18 protein-coding genes and 2 pseudogenes are annotated in these 25,358 nt (G+C 32.4%); 13 read left to right on the top strand and 7 right to left on the bottom strand.

Going from position 1 to position 25,358, the window contains the following annotated elements:
• The first annotated feature begins 206 nt into the window (after positions 1 to 206).
• From vioE to F0000_RS04865, 5 genes are all read left to right on the top strand, one after another.
• Complete coding sequence (gene vioE, locus F0000_RS04885; protein WP_149623586.1) at positions 207 to 737, top strand: violacein biosynthesis enzyme VioE; 531 nt, start codon at positions 207 to 209, stop codon at positions 735 to 737.
• The gene (locus F0000_RS04880; protein ID WP_149623585.1) at positions 734 to 1,972 is read left to right on the top strand and encodes a cytochrome P450; all 1,239 of its coding nucleotides are present in this window, start codon (positions 734 to 736) and stop codon (positions 1,970 to 1,972) included. The genes vioE and F0000_RS04880 overlap by 4 nt, the downstream gene beginning before the upstream one ends.
• Positions 1,973 to 2,587: 615 nt before the next feature.
• Positions 2,588 to 3,487: a hypothetical protein gene (locus F0000_RS04875; protein ID WP_149623583.1), complete on the top strand. Its 900-nt coding sequence runs from the start codon at positions 2,588 to 2,590 to the stop codon at positions 3,485 to 3,487.
• A gap of 23 nt (positions 3,488 to 3,510) precedes the next feature.
• Positions 3,511 to 4,221, top strand: coding sequence for a DUF547 domain-containing protein (locus F0000_RS04870; protein WP_149623581.1), 711 nt, complete (start codon positions 3,511 to 3,513; stop codon positions 4,219 to 4,221).
• Between the two features lie 819 nt (positions 4,222 to 5,040).
• Entirely contained in the window at positions 5,041 to 6,252 is a 1,212-nt protein-coding gene (locus F0000_RS04865) for a bifunctional alpha/beta hydrolase/OsmC family protein (protein ID WP_149623579.1), read from the top strand.
• A 198-nt stretch (positions 6,253 to 6,450) separates the two neighbouring features.
• On the opposite strand, the gene F0000_RS04860 is transcribed toward F0000_RS04865, so the two are convergent.
• Positions 6,451 to 6,870 (bottom strand): hypothetical protein, encoded by a 420-nt coding sequence (locus F0000_RS04860; RefSeq protein WP_149623577.1) that lies wholly within the window; start codon positions 6,868 to 6,870, stop codon positions 6,451 to 6,453.
• A 338-nt stretch (positions 6,871 to 7,208) separates the two neighbouring features.
• Between F0000_RS04860 and F0000_RS04850 the strand changes: the two genes are divergently transcribed.
• The 5 genes and pseudogenes from F0000_RS04850 to F0000_RS04830 all read left to right on the top strand — a co-directional run bounded on the left by F0000_RS04850 (position 7,209) and on the right by F0000_RS04830 (position 14,414).
• Complete coding sequence (locus tag F0000_RS04850) at positions 7,209 to 9,602, top strand: carbohydrate-binding protein (protein WP_149623575.1); 2,394 nt, start codon at positions 7,209 to 7,211, stop codon at positions 9,600 to 9,602.
• 212 nt (positions 9,603 to 9,814) lie between these two features.
• Positions 9,815 to 10,678 carry a family 16 glycosylhydrolase gene (locus F0000_RS04845; RefSeq protein ID WP_149623574.1) on the top strand — a complete coding sequence of 288 codons (864 nt, stop codon included), beginning with the start codon at positions 9,815 to 9,817 and terminating at the stop codon, positions 10,676 to 10,678.
• 540 nt (positions 10,679 to 11,218) lie between these two features.
• Positions 11,219 to 11,347: pseudogene (locus F0000_RS28210) on the top strand (IS200/IS605 family transposase); the annotation flags it as partial.
• A 151-nt stretch (positions 11,348 to 11,498) separates the two neighbouring features.
• Positions 11,499 to 11,840 (top strand): annotated as a pseudogene (tnpA, locus tag F0000_RS04835) (IS200/IS605 family transposase); the annotation flags it as partial.
• Between the two features lie 963 nt (positions 11,841 to 12,803).
• Complete coding sequence (locus tag F0000_RS04830; protein ID WP_149623572.1) at positions 12,804 to 14,414, top strand: FAD-dependent monooxygenase; 1,611 nt, start codon at positions 12,804 to 12,806, stop codon at positions 14,412 to 14,414.
• A 437-nt stretch (positions 14,415 to 14,851) separates the two neighbouring features.
• Here the strand turns inward: F0000_RS04830 and F0000_RS04825 are convergent, their stop codons facing one another.
• From F0000_RS04825 to F0000_RS04810, 4 genes are all read right to left on the bottom strand, one after another.
• Positions 14,852 to 15,424 (bottom strand): cysteine hydrolase family protein, encoded by a 573-nt coding sequence (locus tag F0000_RS04825; protein ID WP_149623571.1) that lies wholly within the window; start codon positions 15,422 to 15,424, stop codon positions 14,852 to 14,854.
• A 46-nt stretch (positions 15,425 to 15,470) separates the two neighbouring features.
• Positions 15,471 to 16,148 (bottom strand): DUF2490 domain-containing protein, encoded by a 678-nt coding sequence (locus F0000_RS04820; protein ID WP_149623570.1) that lies wholly within the window; start codon positions 16,146 to 16,148, stop codon positions 15,471 to 15,473.
• 222 nt (positions 16,149 to 16,370) lie between these two features.
• Positions 16,371 to 19,583 (bottom strand): hypothetical protein, encoded by a 3,213-nt coding sequence (locus F0000_RS04815; protein WP_149623569.1) that lies wholly within the window; start codon positions 19,581 to 19,583, stop codon positions 16,371 to 16,373.
• A gap of 21 nt (positions 19,584 to 19,604) precedes the next feature.
• Entirely contained in the window at positions 19,605 to 20,288 is a 684-nt protein-coding gene (locus F0000_RS04810) for an MBL fold metallo-hydrolase (RefSeq protein ID WP_188112022.1), read from the bottom strand.
• Positions 20,289 to 20,490: 202 nt separating this feature from the next.
• Here F0000_RS04810 and F0000_RS04805 point away from each other — a divergent pair, with 202 nt between their 5' ends.
• Entirely contained in the window at positions 20,491 to 20,730 is a 240-nt protein-coding gene (locus F0000_RS04805) for a hypothetical protein (protein WP_149623567.1), read from the top strand.
• A 127-nt stretch (positions 20,731 to 20,857) separates the two neighbouring features.
• Here F0000_RS04805 and F0000_RS04800 read toward each other — a convergent pair whose 3' ends face one another.
• Entirely contained in the window at positions 20,858 to 21,205 is a 348-nt protein-coding gene (locus F0000_RS04800; protein WP_149623565.1) for a hypothetical protein, read from the bottom strand.
• 712 nt (positions 21,206 to 21,917) lie between these two features.
• Between F0000_RS04800 and F0000_RS04795 the strand changes: the two genes are divergently transcribed.
• Positions 21,918 to 23,048, top strand: a complete 1,131-nt coding sequence (locus F0000_RS04795; RefSeq protein ID WP_149623564.1) for a VWA domain-containing protein — start codon at positions 21,918 to 21,920, stop codon at positions 23,046 to 23,048.
• Between the two features lie 32 nt (positions 23,049 to 23,080).
• A complete protein-coding gene (locus tag F0000_RS04790) occupies positions 23,081 to 24,544 on the top strand; it encodes a magnesium chelatase (RefSeq protein WP_149623563.1) in 1,464 nt (487 codons plus the stop codon).
• Between the two features lie 361 nt (positions 24,545 to 24,905).
• On the opposite strand, the gene F0000_RS04785 is transcribed toward F0000_RS04790, so the two are convergent.
• On the bottom strand, positions 24,906 to 25,262 hold the full coding sequence (locus tag F0000_RS04785) for a hypothetical protein (protein WP_149623562.1): 357 nt from the start codon (positions 25,260 to 25,262) through the stop codon (positions 24,906 to 24,908).
• Positions 25,263 to 25,358 lie beyond the last annotated feature (96 nt).

Raw genomic sequence — 25,358 nt, 5'->3', positions numbered from 1 at the left:
AAACTACCTCTTTTTACAGGATATTTTGTTATAAGCAAACTCAAATGGATATAAATTATTCAGATTACAATGAAAAGAAGAAGTAGAGATAGCAAGGATATCTATTCGTTTTATTTTGAAATTTGGAGAAAAACTAATGATTTTAGTATCGAATATCTTCTTCTGAAAATGGTATTTACTTTAAAAAAACAAACTGTCTTAAAATTATGAATTTACCTCAATTGCCAGATACTTGGCAAGCTGCTTATATTAGTTTATGGAAACCTATGATGCCAGAAAATTTTATTTCTAATGGGATGGCTTGGTTTGATTATGACAAAGGATTATACCGTATTGATGGATTATCAAACCCGTGGGATGTCAAAACAACAGGTTATAAATTATGGCTTTCTGAAATAGGTGTTCAAGCAGAGAAAAAAAAACAGAAAAAGACAATCAATATTTATCCAGACAAACTTGTAGAGAATTTAGAAAACCATGTTTATGAAGGGAAACATCCATTACCCCAAAATGTATTGTCTTTATGGAATGCTAGTCATATAGGTCAAACAGAAATAGAAGAGCAAAGCGTGGATATATGGGAATCCGAATCTCAGGATAAAAAATTGTATATATCTTCAGTAACCCACGTTCCTTTAAAAATGGAATTAAAAAAGAATGAGCAAACTCATGTTAAGAAATTCATATCTCCTCTGATAGGAGAAATTCAAGAAACGATATTTAAATTAAGAAAATGATAATAGATACATTATTTAACCCTAAGTTACCATCAGTTATTGAAGATCCATATAAATATTATGAGCAGTATAGAAATACAGATCCGGTTCATTTTGGAGTTTCATTACATAAAGAACTAGAAGGTACTTGGTATTTATTTAATTATAAGGATATTAACCAGGTGCTTAAGTCTAAGAATTTTGTTAGAACCCCTCCTAGAGAGGAGATCGAGTTAGTACCTCCTATATATAGAAGTTTTAAAAGTGTCATTTCAAAATGGCTTGTTTTTCAGGATCCACCGGAACATACCAGAATAAGATCAGTACTAAATAACGCTTTTTCCGGTAGGTCATTAAAGAACATGGAAGCTATTATTGAGAGTATTACCTTAGAATTGTTAGAAAAGATTGAACAAAAAAATGAAATAGAATTTATTTCTGAATTTGCACTACCACTACCTATTCGGGTAATCTGCAAAATTTTGGGAATATCATCAGAAGATAGTTCAAAATTTGAAGAGTTGTCTTTAGCGCTATTAGCAGCAAGCTTTTCTGTAGATAGAAAAAATGAAGATGTATTTGCATTAGCTGAAAAATCAATGCAGGAGTTTATCGAATATTTCACGGATGTGATATCAAAAAAAGCAAATAATCTAGAAGATGATCTGATCAGTTTAATGATAGAAAGCGGTATTGATGATAAATTGAATAAAGAAGAAATTATTTCTAATTGCATTCATATTTTGAATGCAGGTTTTGAAACAACAATTAATTTAATTGCAAAAGGAACACATGCATTGCAAAGTAACCGAAAGTTTTATGTTGACTTTAAAAAGGAATCTAATGATTATAAGGCATTAGCAGAAGAATTGTTACGATATGATAATCCTGTACAAATGGTTACCAGATGGGTTACAGAAACTTTTAGTATATCAGGAAAAACGATAGAGAAAGGAAGCCAGATTGCATTAATGCTGGGAGCATCAAACAGAGATTCTCAGATTTTTGAAAACCCGGATACTTTGGTTTTACACCGTAAAAAGATGCATCTTTCCTTTGGCGGAGGTATTCATTATTGCTTAGGATCTGCATTAGCTAGACTTGAAGCTAAAGTAGCTTTCAGGCATTTGGACACTATTATAGTAAATTATGAATTAGATGATAAAAGAGATAAAGCTATTGTATGGGGCAATTCCATTGTCTTTCATGGGTTTAGAGAATTATGGCTTAGAAAAATAGACAGGCAAGTTTTATAGTATACTATTTGCTGTTTTTATTTGTACTTCTCCATTGTAAACGTAATCAATACTTATCAGGTCTCTCGATTCTATTTCACCATCTAATTGTATGATATGGCTACTCTTCAATACTTATATGATACGATTTATAACTAAAAATTTCGCATATTCATCGTTTCTTTTTCCTTTCTACTTCGTTTAAAAAATAAACGGTAGCTATAGCTATGCTTGATTTTTTTGCCTTGCATAAAGAAAAAATAATTCAATGAATTTATACGAATTTTTTAATCACAAATCGTATGAGTTCTATATATAAATCTACATGATGCATATTGGCTAAAAATAAAATTATCAAAAACACCATTAAATTATTGATTTAAAAATATGTAACTCAATATATAACGACATTGATATAATTAGAGCTTTAAATTACGCTTTCTTCGATGGGAAAATTGATATTTATAATGATCGTCTTGCATGAGATAAATGCTGGAAAAAAAACAAGCTTTATTCAGTATATAAATTAAAAAAGTGGTATTTTGTCTTTCAAATTTTGTTTTTCAACGTGAAAAATGTAATTTACGCTAAAACCGTAATAATTTTAACATTTAATTAACCTAATTTTTGAAAAATATGAATAAAATTACTAAAAAAATGATTTGGGTTCTTTGTCTTACTTCGATATCCTCGTTGTCTGCTCAGACTTTACTTAATGGTTTTTTCCCTAAAAAAAACGACCTCACTATTGCATCGTCTTATTCTTTTAAAAGTTTTGATAATTTCTTTCGTGGAACAACTATTACAGAAGGAAACCCCGCAGATATGGGGGCGATTAACTCATCCATTTTTAATTTATACGGAGAATATGGTGTTACTAATTGGTTGTCTACGACAATCAATCTTCCATACATCTCAAGTACAAATGAGAACAATGTGGCAGATCCTATTTTGGGAGAGACAGAGATAGAAAGTATACAGGATTTAAGTTTGTTTTTAAAAGCAAAAATAGTAGATAAAACGTTTTCTAATTCATCCAGATTATCTCTGGGAGGTGCATCGGGTGTCATTTTGCCAGTGGGAGGATATGATGGAATCGGGATTATGGCAATAGGACAAAACTCCACTGCTTATGAAGGTTGTGGTTTTGTTCAATATAATACCTCAATCAATCTATTTCTTGAAGTACAAGCTGCCTATAGTTTAAGAGAAAACCCAGATGCGAATGTTCCGGATGCAATGTTGTATAGTGCTAAATTAGGATATTATAATAAATGGTTCTATACACACGCTAAAATCGGGGTTCAGAATTCTTTGACAGGTTTTGACCTGGGGTCTCAAGAGTTTGCAGATGTCGGGGGACCACAGGCATTATTAGAAACTGAAGTAGATTATACTAATTTCTATTTTGATATATATGTACCCGTTTATAAAGATGCTCTCGGGATTTCTTCTGGATATGCTACTAACATGGAAGGAAGAAACTACGTAAATGCAACATCATTTTCTCTAGGACTGGTCTATAAATCAAATTAAACATTCCTAACAAAACAGATGCTATGAAAAAAAAACACCTTGTAATAGTACTCTTATCCTTATTTATTGTTTTTGGAGTGACCGCTCAAAAACGAATTGATCATATGGTATGGGATCAACTTTTATTGGTTAATGTATCCGATGAAGGTAATGTTGATTACAAAGGATTTATTAGAGATAAATTTTTATTTGATAAATATTTTAAATCCTTATCGACTAATTATCCATCTGACAATTCAGAAAGTACAGAGAAACTAGCATATTGGGTGAATCTATATAATGCTATTGTCATGAAAATGATAATTGACAAGTATCCTGTTGGTTCCATAAATGATATAAAAAATCCATGGAAGCAGAAAATAATTAAGATTAACAATACAGCGTACAGTCTTGATGATATTGAACATACTGTTTTAAGAAAAATGAACGAACCTAGAATTCATTTTTTACTGAACTGTGCAGCAAAATCTTCTCCTAAATTATGGAATCGAGCTTATACAGGTAGAAATATCACTGAAGCTTTAAACGAAAGGACTATTGATTATATTAATGATCCTACAAAGAATCAGATTACAGCTAATAATGCTAAACTATCACAGGTATTCGAATGGTATGCCAAAGATTTTAATTCAGGAGCTATTAAAAGTTATATCAATAAATATTCTAAAACAAAAATTAAAAATAACATAAAGATAGAATACTTACAATATGATTGGAGTCTGAATGAACGATAACATCCATTTAACATAAGAACAGCTTAGAAATTTCTGTAATTCGTAATTTTTAGATTAACGACAAAACCTCTAGAGGTTTTGTCGTTTTTCATTATATACCATAGCTGCCCCAAAATTATTCATTCAATTTTTCTCTCCAGAAAATAAAAACTAGCATAGCTATCTATGGCTAATTTTTATAACGAAAGATCGAGTAAAAGATATCATTTTATTAGGTATATTCAAGTTAGAAATAGACTTATACGATTTGTGATTAAAAAATTCGTATAAATTCATTGAATTATTTTTTCTTTATGCAAGGCAAAAAAATCAAGCATAGCTATAGCTACGGTTTATTTTTTAAACGAAGTAGAAAGGAAAAAGAAACGATGAATATGCGAAATTTTTAGTTATAAATCGTATAAAACCTGTTTTATTGAGCTGATCTTGAGTAATACTTTTGAATTCATAAAAAACAAAGTGAAAGAAATATTAAAACAATTCATTTTAGCACTTAATAAGTTTGACAAAACGAAATAAATGCTATTGTCGAAAATACCTTAATAAAATCTTTTAAAAAAGCAGTACTAATTTTGAAATAAGGTAAGGATTTTGACACACGCTATTTTATTTTAAAGGATTGTGTTCGATAATATCAATTTGTAAATGGTGAAGAAAAGGCAACTTGTTTTTTTACGGAAGGATTTCGGGATATTTCAAAAACAGTTTCTTACGGTTACAGTGTTTATAGCGTAAAAATGAGTTTAACACATTTTTAACCCAAATCTAAAGTTAGAATACCTCAAAAAATTCGACATTTAAGAAAATTAACATCCACATATGAGTCTTTCTAAAATTTCTTTTACAAATACTGAGGGTCAGATGCTTTCAGGGCGCTTAGAATTGCCTGCCGATCAGCATCCTCATAACTTTGCTCTATTTGCACATTGCTTTACCTGTAATAAAAACTTAGGCGCAGTAAGAAATATTAGCAGAGCCTTAACCTCACAGGGCTTTGGAGTTTTGCGTTTTGATTTTACGGGGCTTGGAGAAAGTGAAGGTGATTTTGCTGATACTAATTTCTCTGGAAATGTAGATGATCTGATTGCAGCGGCTAATTATTTAGCAATAGAGCACAAAGCTCCTACGTTACTCATCGGACATTCATTGGGCGGTGCTGCTGCTATTTTTGCAGCTGCCCAGATAGATTCTATAAAAGCAGTAGCAACAATCGGAGCACCATCTGATCCTACACACGTGCAACACTTATTAAAAAGTGGTCTGGAAGAAATTGAAACTCACGGTAAAGCAGTAGTAAATCTAAGTGGAAGAGATTTTACAATAAAAAAGCAGTTTCTGGATGATCTGGAGACTAAATCACTATTCAATATAGCCGAAAATTTAGGAAAGGCATTGTTAGTAATGCATTCTCCACAAGATACTACTGTAGGCATAAAAAACGCTGAAGAAATATACCTTGCGGCAAAACACCCTAAAAGTTTTGTAACGCTAGATGGTGCAGATCACTTATTAATGAACAAAAAAGACTCTATATATGTAGGAAAAGTAATTGCGGGCTGGTCATCCAGGTATATGGATATTCCAACAACACCTCAATTAAAAACCACACACCAAGTAGTTGCGAGTCTGGGAAATGCAGAAGGATACACAACACAGTTAAAAGTAGGTGATCATTATATAGTAGCAGACGAGCCCGAAAGTGTTGGCGGTCATGATTTTGGACCATCACCATATGAATTAGTCTCTGCAGGACTATCTGCCTGTACCGCCATGACGATAAAAATGTACGTTTCCAGAAAAAATTGGGATCTACAAAATGTAGAAGTACATACCAGTTATAAAAAATCACACGCCGCAGATTGTGAAAACTGTGAGGATCCAACAGCCAAAATCGATACTTTTATAAGAGAAATTAAATTAGAAGGGAATCTGGATGAAAAACAAATCAATAGAATATTACAGATCGCTGATAAATGCCCTGTACACAAAACCTTGCATAGCGAAACGCAAGTAATCACAACTTTACTATAACAAGAATAAAGAGAACCTCAATTATAAAACAAAAGGGAAGTAATTTTCTATAAAACTTCCCTTTTATTTACTCAAAATAATCGAGATTTAAATGCTCCGAGACTTGCCTCGAAATCATTTTTTTTTTCAATAAATGCCTCGTAGGCTTGCCCCGAGGTAGTCTGCCGTACTTGTTTGGATCAGCGGTTGTAAGAAATATTATTCTGACCAATACTTTAATGTTACTATAACCCAACCATCTGCTGTTTCATTCTCAGAGTTTATTACTACTATTTCAGAAGATGCACCGTCAAAATATCCATCACGGGCGTCAAATCGATAGGTTCCCTCAGGAAGGCTTTCAAAAAAACCAATTTCATAACCAGAATCAAAAGAGAGTTCTCCAGTTTCTATATTTGTAGCTCCATAGCCTAATAACCTATCTGCGGGAATCTCTACCCCTGATCTTTCATCTACCAATCTAATATATACATCAAAACTTTTATCAGATTTGGTTATCTCATCATTTTTAATTTCTTCAATCGATTTTGTTTTTAAATCTTCTGTAGCATGCTCTGCATCACAAGAGAATAAAAAGCCAATAATAACGAATAATCCAATTTTTCTAATGTATTTCATTGTATAAGGTTTTAAGAATTAACAGAAGTAAATTTCGTAATCAATCACTCAATAAATAGCATGCCCTTGGTTACTAAAACATTAATAAATTGTGTTAATCATAAAGTCAATACCAATTTCATATGTAAATAAAATCTGTTATTTCCCGGAATCTTATACTAAATTACGAAACTGTTAATATTTGAGATTCTATAAAGCTATTCAATAAAATTTTATCTAATTTTAAGTTATAAAACCATAAACTAACTTAGAGCTTGCTTAAAAACCTTACTTCTCGAAAACAATTATTTTTTTAGTTTACATTCTTTTTAAACATACTCTTAAAACACAAACTCAAAATGAAAAAAATTACAACTATTATTTCAATTATTTTGCTATGCGTTAATTTTTCTATTGCGCAAGTAGTTACCCAATGCAATGGAGTTATAAATCCGTCGAACAGACTGTGGCAGGATTTTACGCAAGACCTGCAACAACCTGGAATGCTACCTGCCCCTATCCCTATTGATATTGATTATGCCGGACTTGTCAAAAAAGTAATTAATCCTGATTATACTGAATTAAAAAATGCTATTGAAAACCTCACTGCCAATGAAGGAGGAGTCATTTCTTTTAAAAATATAGCAAGTAATAAAACTATATTTTTTGATGAGCCTATAGAAATTAATAATAGCCCTTCGAGACCTTGTGTCACTATTTTAATTGAAGGAGCAAATAAAGTTACATTTGATGGTGGTAAAAGCTCCAGTGTTTTTGTAATCAGAAAGAGTGTAAAAGTTATTATTCAAAATACTATTTTTCAGGATGCAAGGCTAAAAAGAGAAATCATTCAAAATCGACAAAACTTTAGAGTTGGCGGTGGAGCTATCGAGATAACTGCAGGAGCTGCCCTTAGAGTTTATAGTTGTACATTTGCTGATAATACTGTTGATGAATGGGACGATATTCCGGGTGGGGGTTATACAGGTGTTGGTGAAAACCAGAATGGAGCTGCAATCCGATTCAACTATCACACTACAGGAGAAATATTTAAATGTAAATTTCTAAACAATAAAGCAGTAACCGGAGGAGCAATTGGTGCCACATCCATTAATAAATTAACTATTATGGATAGCTCTTTTGATAAAAATATTTCTACTTCATATAATACCAAAAACTCTACAAAAAGGAGAATTCCAGAAGGTGCAGGAGCACTTAGAGTAGATCGAACTGCAAAACCATTAGAAATCTATCGAACTCATTTCAAAGAAAATGCAGCAAATCTGAAGGCATCAGTTATGGAAGTATTTATACGTCCTCTCAGAGATAACGGAACTGAAACAGGTCCGTATCCTAATCTTTCCCAATTCGCATTGATTATTGATGATTGTATTTTTGAAAACAATAAATATTATAATTTTGAAGGAGCAAATGATCCAGAGAGAGGAGATTTTTTTGCAGGATGTTTACTTTTTCACGGCGGTAGATTAGATGCTAATTTTAATGGAGCCAAAATGAAAATTACCAATTCTAAATTTATAGGTAATGAGATTGGCGAATCTAATATCAGAGCCCTCATGGAATTTGAAATTTCTAATAGTCTATTTGCTAATACTAAAGTACTAAGAATCAAAGATAAAAATGGAAAATTCAGAATAGGCAAAGGTGCTTTAATGCTAAGAGGAGAGCCTAACAAAGGAGCTATTAATAACTGTACTTTTTATAATAATGAACCACATCCGCAAGATCCAAAAAATCAATCAATTGCTAGTGATATACATTTTTGGAACGGTACTCAGGAAAAATACACTTTGAACAATTCAATCTTTTATCGCTCAAATAAAAACAATAGAATAAAACAAGTAAGCCATCCAATAGCCGGAAGCGGAAATAATCAGTTCATCCCCGGAGCAGATATGTCTTTATTTAGTAATGTCTCCACGTCTTCTGTAGATAAGACGGATCCTAATATCATCCCTAATAGTATTACAGATATGTGTCTTGGTCAAAACACATTGATACAAGGTATTGGAGGGCTTGATGATTGCGATACTATAAACCCTTCTTCTTTTTTAGAGATTCCCGGGACAATCCAGGCAGAATCATTTACTACCAAAAATGGCAGCGTAGGCATAGCACGAATTCCAGGGACATCACGTAAAAACTTAGGGTTTATTAGAAATGGGGATTATGTAGAGTATGAAGTAAAAGTAAATACCGGAGGTATTTATAAAATAGATGCCTATGTGTCTAGTAATGGTGTCGGTGGGACATTACATTTTTTTATGAATACGGATAATCTAGGAGCTGTAAATGCAACAGTAAATAATGCCTGGCATTCATATATCAAGATATCTAAAGAAGTAATATTAAACGCGGGAATTCAAAAACTAAAACTAAATTTTGAAGGAGATAATGGATATCTATATAACATAGATCGGTTGATGTTTTCTAAAATAGATGCTTCCAGAAATATATCCATAGAAACTAATAATACAACAGAAAAAATTACACTCCACCCTAATCCGACTTCTGGATTTTTTGATATTGCAAGTACTTATAATACTGATGTGACTATAAAAAATGTAGATCTCTACTCAATCCATGGTAATTTAATTAAAAACCTGCAATCGACTGCATCAAATTATGATGTAAAAAATATACCAAAAGGAGTATATATCCTACGTTTCACTATAGAAAATACTGTCACCCAAGAAAAATCAGCACAGGTTGTTAAACTAGTTAAAGAATGAAACAAAAAGAAATGATTTTAGCGGGTAACTTCTTTGAGAAATAGGGTTAATCTGAGAATTACGATTCAATATTTTTTATAAGGAGCAAGAGAATAGTACATTCTCTTGCTCCTTATATAGCATACCGTCACAATGTTTTTTAATAAAAATAGTACAAGTTCTATATTTTTATTAATTTCAACCCTATGAACATTACTATTAAATCAATCCTGATGAGAATAAAATTCTCGACCAATATATTTTTCTTTTTTATTAGTTTCCTCTTAGTCTCAATTTACGCACAACCAACTCCTCCTAAAGGTGTTACCTGGGAAATAGTGCCAAATTTAACAGATGAGTTTGATACTTGGGATGAAACAAAATGGAGAAAGGAACTTTGGGATTATCCAGCGCCAAATAAAATGAAGGAAGAAAATTCTGGAGTGACTGATGGTAAATTATGGATTAAAGCATCTGTTTCTTCTGATAAAAATACTGAACGATGGTTTGAAACATCTAGAATATATTCGCTTGAGCAAATCTCATTTCCAATATATATAGAATGTCGTATGAAAACTGCTAACATCTCTGCTTACAATACATTCTGGTTGAATGATGGGGATGCCAAAGATAGGGATGAAATTGATATCTGCGAAAATATGTCTAATCCAATAAACAAGGATCCGAATTTACCGTATATAAGACAATCTCAATTTTTTATTTTAAAAAATGGTGTTGAAGAAAGAAGTAAAAGGGTACATCCGGAAATCAAGGATAATTTTGAAAGAGTCGCCGATTTTGATAATAGAAATCTCTCTGATAAGAATCCTGCAAAGGGTAAAAAATGGAATGAAGATTTTCAAACATTTGGACTCTACTGGAAGGATGCTAACCATATGACATATTATATTAATGGTGAAGAATCAGGAACAGATATTTCTAAAACAGATTTCACAAGAAGTCTCAATGTCATTTGGGATCTATGGACACATGACCACGATGGTGGGCTGGCAACTAAAGAGAGCTTACAAACGCAGAATGATAGTGCAAATACTATGTATATAGATTGGATACATACGTATACATATTCTAAATAGCAAGTTACTTCTTTATCGTGTGATTAAATATTTAGGGAATTCTCTTTTAGAGTATGTTTAAAAAGAATACAAATTGAAAATCAATAGTTTGAGGTTCTGAGGACACTTCAAATGATGAGCATATCAGGATATTTGAATTATTTGAAGTAAGCTTGCGGTTCTTAAAATATTTGTTTTCAGGAAGTAAGGTTTTTAAACAAGCTCTAATACGATTTGTGATTAAAAAATTCGTATAAATTCATTGAATTATTTTTTCTTTATGCAAGGCAAAAAAATCAAGCATAGCTATAGCTACGGTTTATTTTTTAAACGAAGTAGAAAGGAAAAAGAAACGATGAATATGCGAAATTTTTAGTTATAAATCGTATAACCCATACATCAGGTATAATATCCAGCATCGTAACCCGCTCTATATGTATGATTGCTATATCTTTTGGAAAAAATGGACCTTTTCTATTTAAAACAACTTCTTTATATTTTGCTTTTGGGTTTATAATACCTCTAGGCTTGCTTCGTTAATTATTACTATTTTGTGACTCGATGTCACAAAATAGTAAATATATCCATAAGAGTTATAACGTTACAGTTTTGCTGTATCATTTGGTGAGTAGTGCTAAATATAGGAGAGTTGTATTGACTAATTCAGTAGATAAGGTTTTATACGATTTGTGATTAAAAAATTCGTATAAATTCATTGAATTATTTTTTCTTTATGCAAGGCAAAAAAATCAAGCATAGCTATAGCTACGGTTTATTTTTTAAACGAAGTAGAAAGGAAAAAGAAACGATGAATATGCGAAATTTTTAGTTATAAATCGTATTAGTTGAAGTTTGTGAAGAGATAAGTGATAGATATGAAATTCTTTTTTTAGAAATAGGTACGGATAAGAATCATGTTCATTTTTTGATTCAGAGTATTCCGTCATATAGTGTTACAAAAATTGTTACGACTGTAAAAAGTTTGATAGCAGGGGAAGTTTTTCGCCGTTGCCCAGAAGTCAAAAAACAATTGTGGGGAGGTGAATTTTGGGGCAAAGGGTATTTTGTTAATACAGTTGGTCAACATGGCAGAGAACAAATGATAGCAAAATATGTCAAAAATCAAGGGATTGAAGAAGAGTATAAGGTTTTGAAAAAAGATAATCAGCTAAAATTATTTTAATGCCTCGTGGGCTTGCCCCAAGGATTATTTACTTTCCTGAGCGGTAACTATATACAGCAATAATAAACTTATACTAAAAAGTACTGAACGCATATTCTAGAGTTGAATTCCTTATTTTTTTAAATTACTTATAGAACTTATTTGGAGTTTTTCAATTCACTCTAATCATACATACTCTTCTTTGTCTAAATCTAAAAATGAGTTCTATCTTCAAATTTAATTATTTATTGATGAAGTGATTTGCACTTTTTTGATTCTAGCAAAAAATGGTAGTTTTTTAACCAATTTAATTGTTTTTCGTTCTTTATAGTAGCACTACGATGTAATAATAAGAGTATGTTTAAAAACCCTTCTGCCTGCTGGTCATTACTTTGACAACCTTGACTTTACTTCAAGTAAGCAACATATCTCGATATGTCGTCGATTTGAAGTGTCGTCAGAACACCAAACTACTGACAATCAGTTTGGATTGTTTTTAAACATGCTCTAAGACAAAAGTTGAGTAAAAAAAATCGTTTTTATAGCAAATTGAGCATAGTTGAAACGATTTCAAGAGTGAAAAGAAGAGTATTCTCCAAAATATCACAAAAGATTTATGACCTTAAACATCCGCTCAAATATAGTTGACCGCTTTATTAAAATAAGCTCTGTAAAACTCTTTTTTTATTACAATATTTTTAATCTCAAAAACTCCTTTTAATGGGGAAAAAATCATACTTTTAGCATTCATTTCATATCAATATTAAAATGAAAAACCATGCCAAATAATATAAGGTAGGTAAGGGATAAGGTATGGAACTTATCCTGAAAACTGATTTGTCCTAAAAAACTAATTTTTCATTTAAAAGCTACTACTCACGATGAGTACATTTTTAAAAACATATCCAATACCTTTTTAATCAAAAAAACAAAGTTAAAATTTATTAAATCTGATAATTCTCTAAATAAAAAAAGTAAAACAATATGAATACAGATGTTATTATTGTAGGAGGTGGACCTGTAGGGTTAACCATGATGCTGATGCTCCAATACCACGGAGTGGATGCAATACTAATTGATAAGGGAAATGGTATTATCACCTATCCAAGAGTAGGTACGGTTGGTGTACGATCTATGGAAATATTTCGTAAACTTGGTATCAGTGGTAAAATGCAAAAAAGTGGATGGCCAGAAGATCACCCGTTGGATATATCCTGGACAACTTCTCTCGGGGGTCACGAACTACTAAGAATTAAAAGAGGAACCTATAATGACCGCCTTCTTCCTACCTTTTCTCCAGAAACGGAGCAAGTGTGTCCTCACCACTGGTTATGCCCTATTTTACTAAAAGAGATAGCTGATACTGCACCCAAATCTCTTTTACTTAACACTAAAATGATCTCTTTTACTCAGTCTGATACCGGAGTTATAGTAAAAACACAAAATACTAAAGAAGGTACACAAAGTACCATTCAGGGAAAATATCTAATTGCCTGCGATGGTGCCAGAAGTAGTATACGAGAACAATGTGATGTTACCTTTGAACAGTTTCATGAATCAAATCACTTTCAGAATATTCTTTTTGAAGCTCCCTATCTAAAAAACCTCCTTGGAACTTCTAATGCGCTTGTTCATTTCTTAGTATCTCCTACAGGTTTACGATATCCACTTCGATCTATGGATGGTAGGTCTTTATATCGTATTACCGTGAAACCTCAAAAAGACAAAACTCCATATGAGTTAGTTAATATGGCTTTAAATTATGAGACCCCTTTTTATATTAAATCTAATGTTCATTGGGAGTTATCACATAGAATTGTAGATAAGTACAGAGATAAAAGAATATTCTTTGCTGGAGATGCTGCTCATGTTATTTCTCCTTCAGGAGGATTTGGGATGAATACCGGTGTGGCAGATACTGAAAACCTGGCGTGGAAAATTTCTGAAGTACTAAAAGGAAATGCCGATGAGCGGATTCTAGATTCATATCACGATGAAAGAAGACCTATTGCCTTAAAAAGTTTAGAAAAGTCTAAAGAAAATTTATCTAGAACTTTGAACAGAAAAGTTCCTACAGCTATCGCACTGGATACCTCTGAAGGGGGAAAATGTAGAAAAGAGTTCACGGATGTGTTAATTAAACAACAGGTAGGGAAAGAATTTGATGCTCCAGATGTACATTTGGGATTAGGGTATTCCTCAGATCTTATAGATAAAAAACAAAAAAATACAGCAGATAAAAATAACACTCCTAATAACTGGCAAAAATCTGCCATGGTGGGATACAGAGCTCCTCATGTATTCATAGGTAAAGATCAATCCATCATAGATCTTTTTGGGAAAAATTATGTGATTCTTTGTTTTGGCACAAAGGAAGAATTGATTTCTTTAGAAAAATTGATTGCTGATGCGTTACTACCTATACAAGCTAGATTGGTAACAGATGAAGATGCAAAAAAAATCTATCAGGAAAAATATTTTTTAATTCGTCCTGATGGCTATATTTCCTGGAAAAATAATGGACTAAATGAAGACACTATAGACCAGCTTAAAACAGTATGCAGGAGTCGCAATAAACAAATTGCTGCATTATAATACCATTCCTGATTTTTAAAACAAAATACTCTCTTTGAACTCATCTTGAATAGTGGTTTTGAACCGAAAAGTTTAGCTTTTCTGCTATAAGGAAGTGGTTTTTTCAGCATAGCCATACGGTTAAAAAAATCAACAAAATTAGTGTGCAAAATGTAAATTCTGAAGTTCAAAGCATTACTCAAGATGAGTTCTTTTATATTTTTTTTTTAGAATCAATATTAACAATGGATTTTTTTAATGAAGCATAATTTCTTTTTCCAAAATATAAAAATTGCTACTTTTTATTTGCGTATTTTTCAAATAGAATTGATACCATTTATCCAATGACTTTATTGGAATAAAATGTTATTTTCTACCTTAAATTTCAGAATGAAATATATATACAGTAAATTCAAATAACAGATAGTATTAGTAGTGCTATGGAATTAAAGTTTAATTCAGCTATCAAAGAATAGAAGATCCGCTGTTTTTATAATAGAGGCAAATTCATCCTTAAGACTTGCAATTGCTGTATCATGAATTAGTTGTGCACTATATTCCTGACCATTAGCACCTATTTTATTAAAAGTGGCTACAGCATCTTCTACCAGATAAGTTGTAAATCCATAATTACCAGCCATTCTCGTAGTTGTAGATACACAATGATCTGTTGTAAGCCCTACTATTACCAGAGTATCGATGTTATTGCCTTGTAATCTTTCTTTTAGATCGGTATTTATAAAAGCGCTATTAACATTTTTTTCAATAATAGATTCACCAGATTGGGGTATAATAAAACCTTTGAACTCATTACCGGTATTTCCTTTTGCTAGTGGAGAAACGGGATTGGTGGAGCAGTGTTTGATATGAAAAACCGGCAAATCGTTTTTTCTCCAAATCGCTAATAATTGCTCCATATTATCTTCTGCATTTAGGTTATTACGTTCACCGCCCCAATAGGCAATATCTTTAAAACCTTCCTGGACATCAATCAGTAGAAGTGCAGGATTGTCTTGTTTTTTTAATTTCATAGTAATGTATTTATCTTCAAGTTATTTTGATAGTGGGAACTCCATGTTATTTCTTTTTTCTGAAATCAGTGTTGAAAATGACTCCTAGTTGCAAACGATCAAAATTTCTATTTGTAAAATGATTTTTAAGATACCCTAATTGAATACTCAGATTCGGTTTAAAAGTATATCCAATGGCTCCATACAATCTATTCTGACCAAAAATAGGTTCTTGTAGGTTGATAAAAACTTCATCATATAGATTAAGAAACCATTTTTTATTTATGACATATGTAAGTTGTAGTCGATATCGGGCTCTATGTTCTGTAAAATTATCAGATTGCGCACTGATAAATCGTTGTTCAAGTCTATACCGATGCTCGAACTTGAACTTTCCAATACTGTTTTTTAGGATAAATTGCTCAAATATCCTATGTTCATCAGTGTTTTCTTCTTCGGGAATATCAGCAAAGCTTCCATCGGTATTGATGTATCCATATCCCATAGTGGCAATAGCATTATCATTTATATGATAATTTAGTCCCGTACGGAGTAATAATTGATTAAATGTAGTGGCAATTTCATAAAACCTGAATTGTGCTTCGGTATGTATACTTAATTTATCAGTTATCTGGTTTGTGCCAAAATACATATACCACGCACCTAATTCATCTTCGCCGGTTTCTTGTGCATTACTGATAGTAATGGTCATTATGATAGTTAGCGTTAAAATGGTTTTTCTCATCATTATTTTGCAATACTATTTTTTAAGGTTTTTATTTTATTAGCAAAGTGATTCAAACTTTCTTGATTATGGCGAAAAATAGTTGTTTTTTGATCAATTGCAATGTTTTTTTTTGCCCTTCATAGCAGCGCTACGAAGTTAGAAAAAGCCGAAAATTCAGTCAAAAAGAGCATTTTTACATCGAATTGAAAAAAAGCTTAAACCACTTCTATATTAAAAAAATTATTTGATCGAAAAGACTTTGACCTCTTTAAAAGGGGATACATTTAATTCTTCTATAGTTTTCTGATATGGTTTCCAGTCTTCCTCAAAGAACTTGTTAGTAGTTTTTAACGCCTCATTTAATGCATCTTTAGCTTGTTTGATTAATGTTGTTTCGGTATCTGTTAATCCATTTTGTCGACTTGTTGTATACCATCTGGCGGTTCCTAATCGTTGCATTACAGTTACTTCGGGATTACGAGTGATTCCTTGTCTTTTGTCTTCCTTACCAAGGTAGATTGCTATTGTGGTGTTAATTTTCTTAATAATATCTTTAGAACCTTTGATCTGGTCTTTGAATTTATTTTTATCAAGTTTTTTTAGTTCTTTCTGATACTTAGCAGCTATTTCTTTACTCTCTACTAATTGTTTTACCGCATTTGTAGCAGATGCTGTCATGGTTTCTAAGTTTTTTGATGCGCTATATATTTCATCAATGTTTTGCTTAGAAACTTGTAGCCTTGGATCTGATGCTACCTGGATATTCGTTTCAGATTTCTGATCACCGTAGTGAATGACCAATTTATATGTTCCAGGTTTAACATCAACTCCTCCTGGCTCTTTCTTAGTTTTTTGAATGGTTCTGGAGGGTTGATCTACTCCTTTTTCATCCATATCCCATACTATTTTATGAATACCGGTAGAGTCAGGTGTTTTTTGTTTCAATGTTCTGATTAACCGATTTCCGTCATAGATTTTTAGATGGATAGAGTCCCACTTTGTTTTGGCTTCATTGTTTTCATCCTCATTTGTTTCTTCCTCTTCTTCTTCCTCTTCTTTATCAGTTTCTTCTTTTGTCTTTTCTTCTACTGTTACGAAATAGGAGATATGCGCACCATAATCACGATTTTCAGCATTATACAATGCATCACCACCAAAACGACTTCCGGTAGGTTGTTGATATACGGCTTGATATGCTATAGGTGGATCAAAGAGTTGTAATTTTTTGTTTAAAATATTTTTATTCTTTGCCAAAGCACGCAAAGGTCTTATATCATCCAATACCCATGCTGCTCTACCAAAAGTCCCAATCACCAAATCGTGTTCTCTGGTTTGAATGACTAAGTCTTTTACAGGAACAGTCGGGAAACCCGCTGTCCATTTTACCCAGCTACTTCCTGCATTAAAAGATATGTATAGGCCATCATCTGTCCCCAGAAAGAGTAAGTTTTTTTCTATAGGATCTTCTACAATACTGAGGGTATAACTTTTTACATCATTTCCATCAACAATCCGTTGCCAGGTGTTTCCATAATCAGTCGTTCTATATGCATATGGCGTGTAATTAAATCTACGATAATCATTGGCCACTAATAATGCTTCACCTTTATTCTTATTAGAAGCTTTGATTTGCACAATCCAACTACCTGCCGGTAATCCTTTTATGTTTTTAGAAATATCTGTCCAGTTTGCACCTCCATCTTTTGTTATATGAACACGCCCATCATCTGTGGCTGCCCAAAGCATATTTTGTTCTAATACAGAAGGTTCTACCACCAAAATAGTGCAATGGTTTTCTGCTCCTGTAGCATCCATTGTTAATCCACCACTTTCTGCTTGTTTTAATTTTTCGGGATTATTGGTAGACAGGTCGGGAGAAATAATTTCCCAGGTCAATCCCTTATCTCTACTTTTATGTACATATTGACTACCAAAATATATGGTACTATTATCAAATGGGTCTATGTTAATAGCAGCATTCCAATTAAACCTTAATTTTATGGCAGGATCAGGATGTGTAGGGCGCACAGTATAGTTATTCCCGGTAATCCAATCATAACGACTAACATATCCCTGCTGACTCATAGACCAGCCATATCTGGAATCATCTCGATCCGGAACGACATCAAATCCATCTCCAAAAGAAATTTCCTGCCAGTATGAATTTCTGATTCCCTGATCTTTCCAAACATATGCAGGACCTCGCCAACTACCATTATCTTGCATTCCTCCATAAACATTATAAGGAAATTCGTTATCTACATTGATATGATAGAATTGTGCTACGGGCAAATTGCCAATAAACCTCCATGTTTTTCCACCATCTCTGGTAATATTTAGTCCACCATCATTACCATCAATCATAAAATTCCCATCCTGCGGGTGTATCCACCAGGCGTGATGATCAGGATGTACTCCATTATCTACTCCATAAGCAGGCATTAATTGATTGAAATTTTTACCACCATCTTCCGACACGTTCACATAGGTAAATACAGAATAGATGCGATTTTCATTCTGAGGGTCTACATGAATATCCGAATAATAGAAAGGACGGTTGCCAATATCTTTTTTGTCATTTATTTTTGTCCAGTTAAAACCTCCATCCTCTGATTTGTACAAAGCATTTTTCTTTGCTTCTATCAGTGCATAGATTGTATTTGGTTTATTTTTTGCGATAGCAATTCCTATTCTTCCTAAATCTCCTTTTGGTAATCCATCTTTGTGAGTTCTTTGCTGCCAGGTTTTACCACCATCGTGAGTAATAAAGAGACCAGACCCTTTTCCACCAGATTTAAAAAACCACGGATCACGCTTATGTTCCCATAAAGCGGCAATCAATTTATTAGGGTTCGAAGGGTCTATGATCAGATCAGCGGCACCAGTTTTATTATTTGCAAATAAGATTTTATTCCAGGTTTTGCCTCCATTGGTTGTTTTAAAAACGCCTCTTTCCGGATGTTCCCCCCAGGGAGCACCAATAGCGGCTACATAAACAATATCAGGGTTTGTAGGGTCTATTATAATTCTATGAATATGTCTCGTCTTTTCCAGTCCCATCGATACCCAGTTCTTACCTCCATCCAGAGATCTAAAGATTCCATATCCACCATTAAGACTATTTCTTGGGTTACCCTCTCCAGTTCCTACCCAAATAACGGAAGGGTTGGATTGTTGTATAGCTACTGCTCCAATAGATGCCGTTATTTCTTTATTAAAAATAGACTCCCATTTAATGCCGCCAGAGGTAGATTTCCATAAACCACCAGAAGCAGTTCCTGCATACATAATATCGGTGTCAGCATTGACAACATCTATGGTCGTTACGCGGCCACTCATGCCACCAGGGCCAATATTGCGAGGTTTTTTGTTTTTTACATAGTTTATAGAAAACTCCTGAGCAGTAATAATAGACGATAGTATCAGGATTAATAGAAAAAAATATTTTTTCATTTTGGTGTAAGTGAGAGTTAATTATAGTTGTATCCGTTGTTCTAGTTTTGTTAAAAAATCTACGGTTGGGTATTTATTTTGTAAATCAAATAATTCATCTTTTGTTATTCTGGGAGAAATATGAGTGGCGATTATTCGCTTGGGGTTTATATATTTTTTGATAAGTATAGGGGCTTGATGTTCTAACAACATCCAATAAGGTAAAATCGCAATATCGATATCTTTTTTGATAAGTTGTAATTGATCAAAAAGATGAATATCTTCCATCCAGTTAGTATCTCCTACGTGGAGAATTTTTTTATGACCAAAATCAATAATATATCCTACATTTTCTACAGTAATATGCCTTTTGCCAGCATGATTGATTTTTATTCCTGTAATTTTTAGATCTTTTAGAACACTTGTTTGTGGTGTATAATCATTTGTAATGATGCTGATTAACCTATCAGGATGTGTACTGATTTCTTTTGTAATTTGCTGTGATCCGTATAATAAGGCTGTTTTATTAGCTTTTAGGTATTCATCAGCAAGTGGCGCACTAAAATGATCTCCATGATGATGTGTGAATATAATTGCATCCGGTCGCAGTTGATGAGTTATTTTATGAGTCAAGGAAACAGGAGGAAAAAGATAATCTTTACCATACTCAGTATGCAATCCATCTATTAAAACAGAAGAGGTATGGTTTGTAATATATACACCCATATTTCCAGTATATACAAGCAATAGTTCCTTTTGGGAAAAACAAGAAATGCTTAGAGAAAGGATAGTAAAAAGAAAGAATCTTTTTAACATTTTTGATAGATTATGTAAATATGAGCTTAAAGTTAAGAAAATGAAAATGCGAAACTCTTAAAGAGGTGTTAAGGTGAAAAAGAGTTAGCTTTGATTCAAAAATATAGGACACATGAAATTTATAGAGCTTACAGTAAAGAATCATACCATTGTTCATGGATTTGATGCAAGGAATCAAGAAATTGTAGAAGATGTAAAAGTAGATGAAGCATCAAAAAAGCTAGTAGCGATTGATAGAATTTTATCAGTAAGTGAAAAGTTTATATTAGTAAAATATGCCTATAATAGAGTTATTTATTGGGAGTATATGGAGAGCTATAAAAAGGTAAAGAAGATGTTGACATCATCATAAGCAGTATTGATTTGTATTTGTATAAAAACCACAAAGATTTGTCATCGCGTTAATGATTTACAATTAAAGCTACATGATTGAAGAGTTTTATTGAAAATGAAATAAAGTGGATTATTATTTACTTATACTAAATAGCTTTCCGCCTTTTGCTATTCCTAACAGAAATTAGTTCAAAGTTTTTATTAACTTTTACTATTATAATTTTGCCAGTTTTTACATTGATCATTTTCCACCGAAAACCATAAGATGTTTCAAAAATTGAAGAACGCGCCATTTTTCTTAAATCAATTTCATCAATTTTTTCAATTACTTCTGTAGCTAATAGCCCTAATCCTCTTTTTAGAACTTCTTCTTCAGAAAGTCTTCGATCAATAGTATTTTGAATAAAGTTCGGATTATCTGTAAGATTGACAAAGGTTTTTGGATATGAAAACCAACAAGAGAGTACTAATGCACATAGTATATAATGTTTCATATTCGTAATTTTTTAAATCACGTACTATACTCCCCTGATAATACGTGCGTATTAGATTTTTATATTTGTAATCATATTGTATTTGTTTTTCACTGATTATTGACTATTGACAATCTTAATAGAGGGGATTATAAAGTTAAAGTATTAAAGTGTTTTTTACGATTTCTTTGTGTTAAAAAAATGCGAATATTCTTAAAATTAGACCTTTAAGGGCCTAAAAAAAAGAAGTTTGTTTATAAAAATTAATAAAAATTTAAACAAAAATGAATTGGCTTATTTTTATTCTTTTTTTGTACCTGTAACTTTCTAATCATTATTAGGGCAAGTAACCTTTTATCTCATTCATTGGAGTGATGTAATCAGATGTAACAATTTTGTTAGATTTTCGATACTTAGAAGCGATAAAATCCAGTCTCTATAGTCATTTTTTACTTTTGCATGGTGATAGCCTATATGTTGCTTAAATCTGTAATTAATTTCTCTTTTTTTTGAGTACGACTTTTTTACTAGAGTTAAGAGACTATGTAATGCACTTGTTTTTTAATATTATGTTTGGCAGATATATTTTATGATGATTAGGAAATGCAAAGAATCTATTAACTGACATGCTATTAGTCGGGTTGATGGCAAAATCTCCAAAACATATGTTAATTATTCTATATTAGGATGAGCTATAGTTTTCATCTTTTATAAAATGTACTAACTTTATCTAATGAAAAAGAAAAAGGAAATTTTAAAAAGTGGGTTTGCTTTTAGAAAATACGAAGCACCTGAACAATCTCCATTCGAAAAACTTTTTGATATATTTCAGGAAATCATAACGCATACTTCTGGTGATCTGGATGAAGCGCTGGATTGGATGAAAGAACTAGATAAGGAGTATCAGTTAACCAGTGAAACGTATACTTTGGATGATTTTATAGAAGATCTAAAAAAGAAAGGATACATTAAAGAAGAAGTCAAACCTGATGGAAAAGGAGGAATGTCTATTACGTCTAAAACAGAACGGGCAATTAGAAAAAAAGCGCTGGATCAAATTTTCGGGAAGCTAAAACGAAGCGGATCAGGGAATCACAGAACCAAGTATACGGGTAGAGGTGATGAGCATGCAGGAGAGTTTAGGAACTATCAATATGGAGATGCATTAGAGCGTATTTCTATCACAGAAAGTCTGAAAAACGCTCAGATAAATCATGGCATCGGGGAACTGAATCTTACAGAAGATGATCTGGTAGTAGAAGAAACCCAGTTTAAAGCACAGATGAGTACGGTATTGATGATCGATATAAGTCATAGTATGATCTTATATGGAGAAGATCGTATTACTCCTGCCAAAAAAGTAGCGATGGCATTAGCAGAATTAATCACTACCCGTTATCCGAAGGATACATTGGATATCTTAGTTTTTGGTAATGACGCCTGGCCAATTGCTATCAAAGATTTGCCGTATCTGCAGGTAGGCCCCTATCATACCAATACAGTTGCAGGTTTACAACTAGCGATGGATATGTTAAGAAGAAAGAGAAATACCAATAAGCAAATTTTCATGATTACAGATGGTAAACCCAGCTGTTTGATTCTGCCAGATGGTCAATATTATAAGAATAGTAATGGATTAGATAAGCATATTGTGAATAAATGCTATATGATGGCGCAGCAAGCTCGTAAATTACATATACCGATTACTACGTTTATGATCGCCAGAGATCCTTATCTAATGCAGTTTGTAAGAGAATTTACACATGCGAATCAAGGAAAAGCATTTTATACCGGTCTAAAAGGATTAGGAGAAATGATTTTTGAAGATTATGAAACTAATAGAAAAAAAAGAATTAGAGGATAATAGTATAAACTAGAATTTTTTGAAAAAAAAATATGAATATAAAAAATATAACCACGATTGGTCAATTAAAAGAATCAGGATATAAGAGTAAAAGTATAAAAGAAGAACTTAGAGAAAATCTAAGAGATAAAATAAATAGAAAAGAAGATACTTTTACAGGTATTCATGGATATGAGAATACAGTGATTCCTGAGCTGGAGAGAGCAATTTTATCCAGGCATAATATTAATTTATTAGGGTTAAGAGGACAAGCGAAAACGCGGTTGGCAAGACAAATGACGAATCTTTTGGATGAATGGATTCCTGTTGTAGATGGATCTGAGATCAATGATGATCCATTTCAACCCATATCAAGGTATGCAGTTAGTCTAATTGCAGAAAAAGGAGAAGATACTCCAATATCCTGGGTACATCGCAGCGATCGTTTTGCTGAGAAATTAGCCACTCCAGATGTTACAGTAGCTGATATTATCGGAGATGTAGATCCTATTAAAGCGGCTAATCTAAAGCTAAGTTATGCAGACGACAGAGTGATTCATTTTGGGATGATTCCAAGAGCTAATCGCTGTATCTTTGTTATTAACGAGTTACCGGATTTACAGGCTCGTATCCAGGTAGCCCTATTTAATATTTTACAAGAAGGAGATATACAGATAAGAGGATTTAAACTGCGTCTCCCACTGGATATGCAATTTGTATTTACTGCCAATCCAGAAGATTATACAAATCGGGGAAGTATCGTTACTCCATTAAAAGATAGAATAGGATCTCAGATTCTTACACATTATCCAGAGACTATCGAAATAGCAAAAACAATTACCCAGCAAGAAGCCCAACTTGATACCAGGCAAAGTGGTTTAGTTTACGTACCGGATCTGGCAAAAGATTTGTTAGAGCAACTTAGTTTTCAGGCAAGAGAAAGTGAATTTATTGATCATAAAAGCGGAGTAAGTGCCAGGATGAGTATCACGGCTTATGAAAACTTATTAAGTACAGCAGAATACAGAGCTTTAAAATCCGGAGAAGAAAAAACGATGGTGCGACTAAGTGATTTTATGGGAGTCGTTCCGGCAATTACGGGTAAGGTAGAACTGGTATATGAAGGAGAGCAGGAGGGAGCAGCATCTGTAGCACATTCCTTAATCTCTGATTCGATCAAAACCTTATTCCCGGATTATTTTCCTAAAATAGAACGATTAGAAAAAGAAAGCGAACAAAGCCCCTATCAAGAATTGATTGATTGGTTTTTTGAAGAAAGTGGTTTCGAACTTTTGGATGATATAGCTGATAGCGATTATAGAGAAAAGCTCGATGGAATACCCCCACTAAATAATTTGATAAAAAAGTATCAGGAAGATATTGATCAACAAGATCGATATTTTGTAAAAGAATTTTTGTTATGGGGATTGGTAGAATATAAAAAACTCAGTAAATATAGATTGTCAGAAGGGTTTAGATTCAAAGATTTGTACGGGAGTTATATAAGTGATCTATAATAAAGTCATTTTGATCAATTCAGAACAAAATGAAATTGCGATTATATCGCTTTACCTATAAATTATTCAGGATGACTAAAAATAGAAGTTTCGCTAATGAAATCATTATGTTTTTTACTCATAGTTATTAATAGTTTGCTATTTAGTTTGTATTAACCTTGATAAAACCTCTTTGTTAATGGGGGTGAAAGTAATTACTAGTAGTATTAATTATTAAACGATTAATAATTTTGTCTATAGTGTACAATAAAAAAAGAAACCTCATAAAAAAGCCTCAATATTGAGGCTTTTTTATGAGGACTTTTTTAAAACACATTTTATTGCATAAAGCAGTAAAGTTTAGTATAAACTACGAAATACTTTATGGTCTTCTTCCTCTCGGTATTTCATTGGACTTGGTTCTTTTATTAAATGGTCTCTGTTTAAGGTCATTCCCTACACGTTTTGCACTATCTATTCTATTTTGGTATTTTTTGTTCACATCAGAATTCTGTTCATTTGCCAGTGCTGCGTTTTTTTTAAGTATTCGTATTTTTGGCCCTGTATGTTTTGCTATTTTTACTTTTGTTTTATTCGGTACACTTTTAGAGACTTCATCAACAACATTCATATAATCATTTTTTGCTTTATAAGCAGCGGCTTTATCTGACTTGTGTTTTCGTTCTTTTTTTGCTTCAAAGGAAGATTCGATTGATTTTCTGAAATCCGTTATACTCAAAGTATTGTTTTAAATTATAAGGTTGATACTATTATAAGAGTATGTTTAAAAACCCTTCTGCCTGCTGGTCATTACTTTGACAACCTTGACTTTACT

Source organism: Aquimarina sp. RZ0 (genome assembly GCF_008370685.1).
Lineage (GTDB): Bacteria > Bacteroidota > Bacteroidia > Flavobacteriales > Flavobacteriaceae > Aquimarina.
Note: the sequence above shows the minus strand (reverse complement) of the source record. Positions and strands in the feature narration are given on the sequence as shown.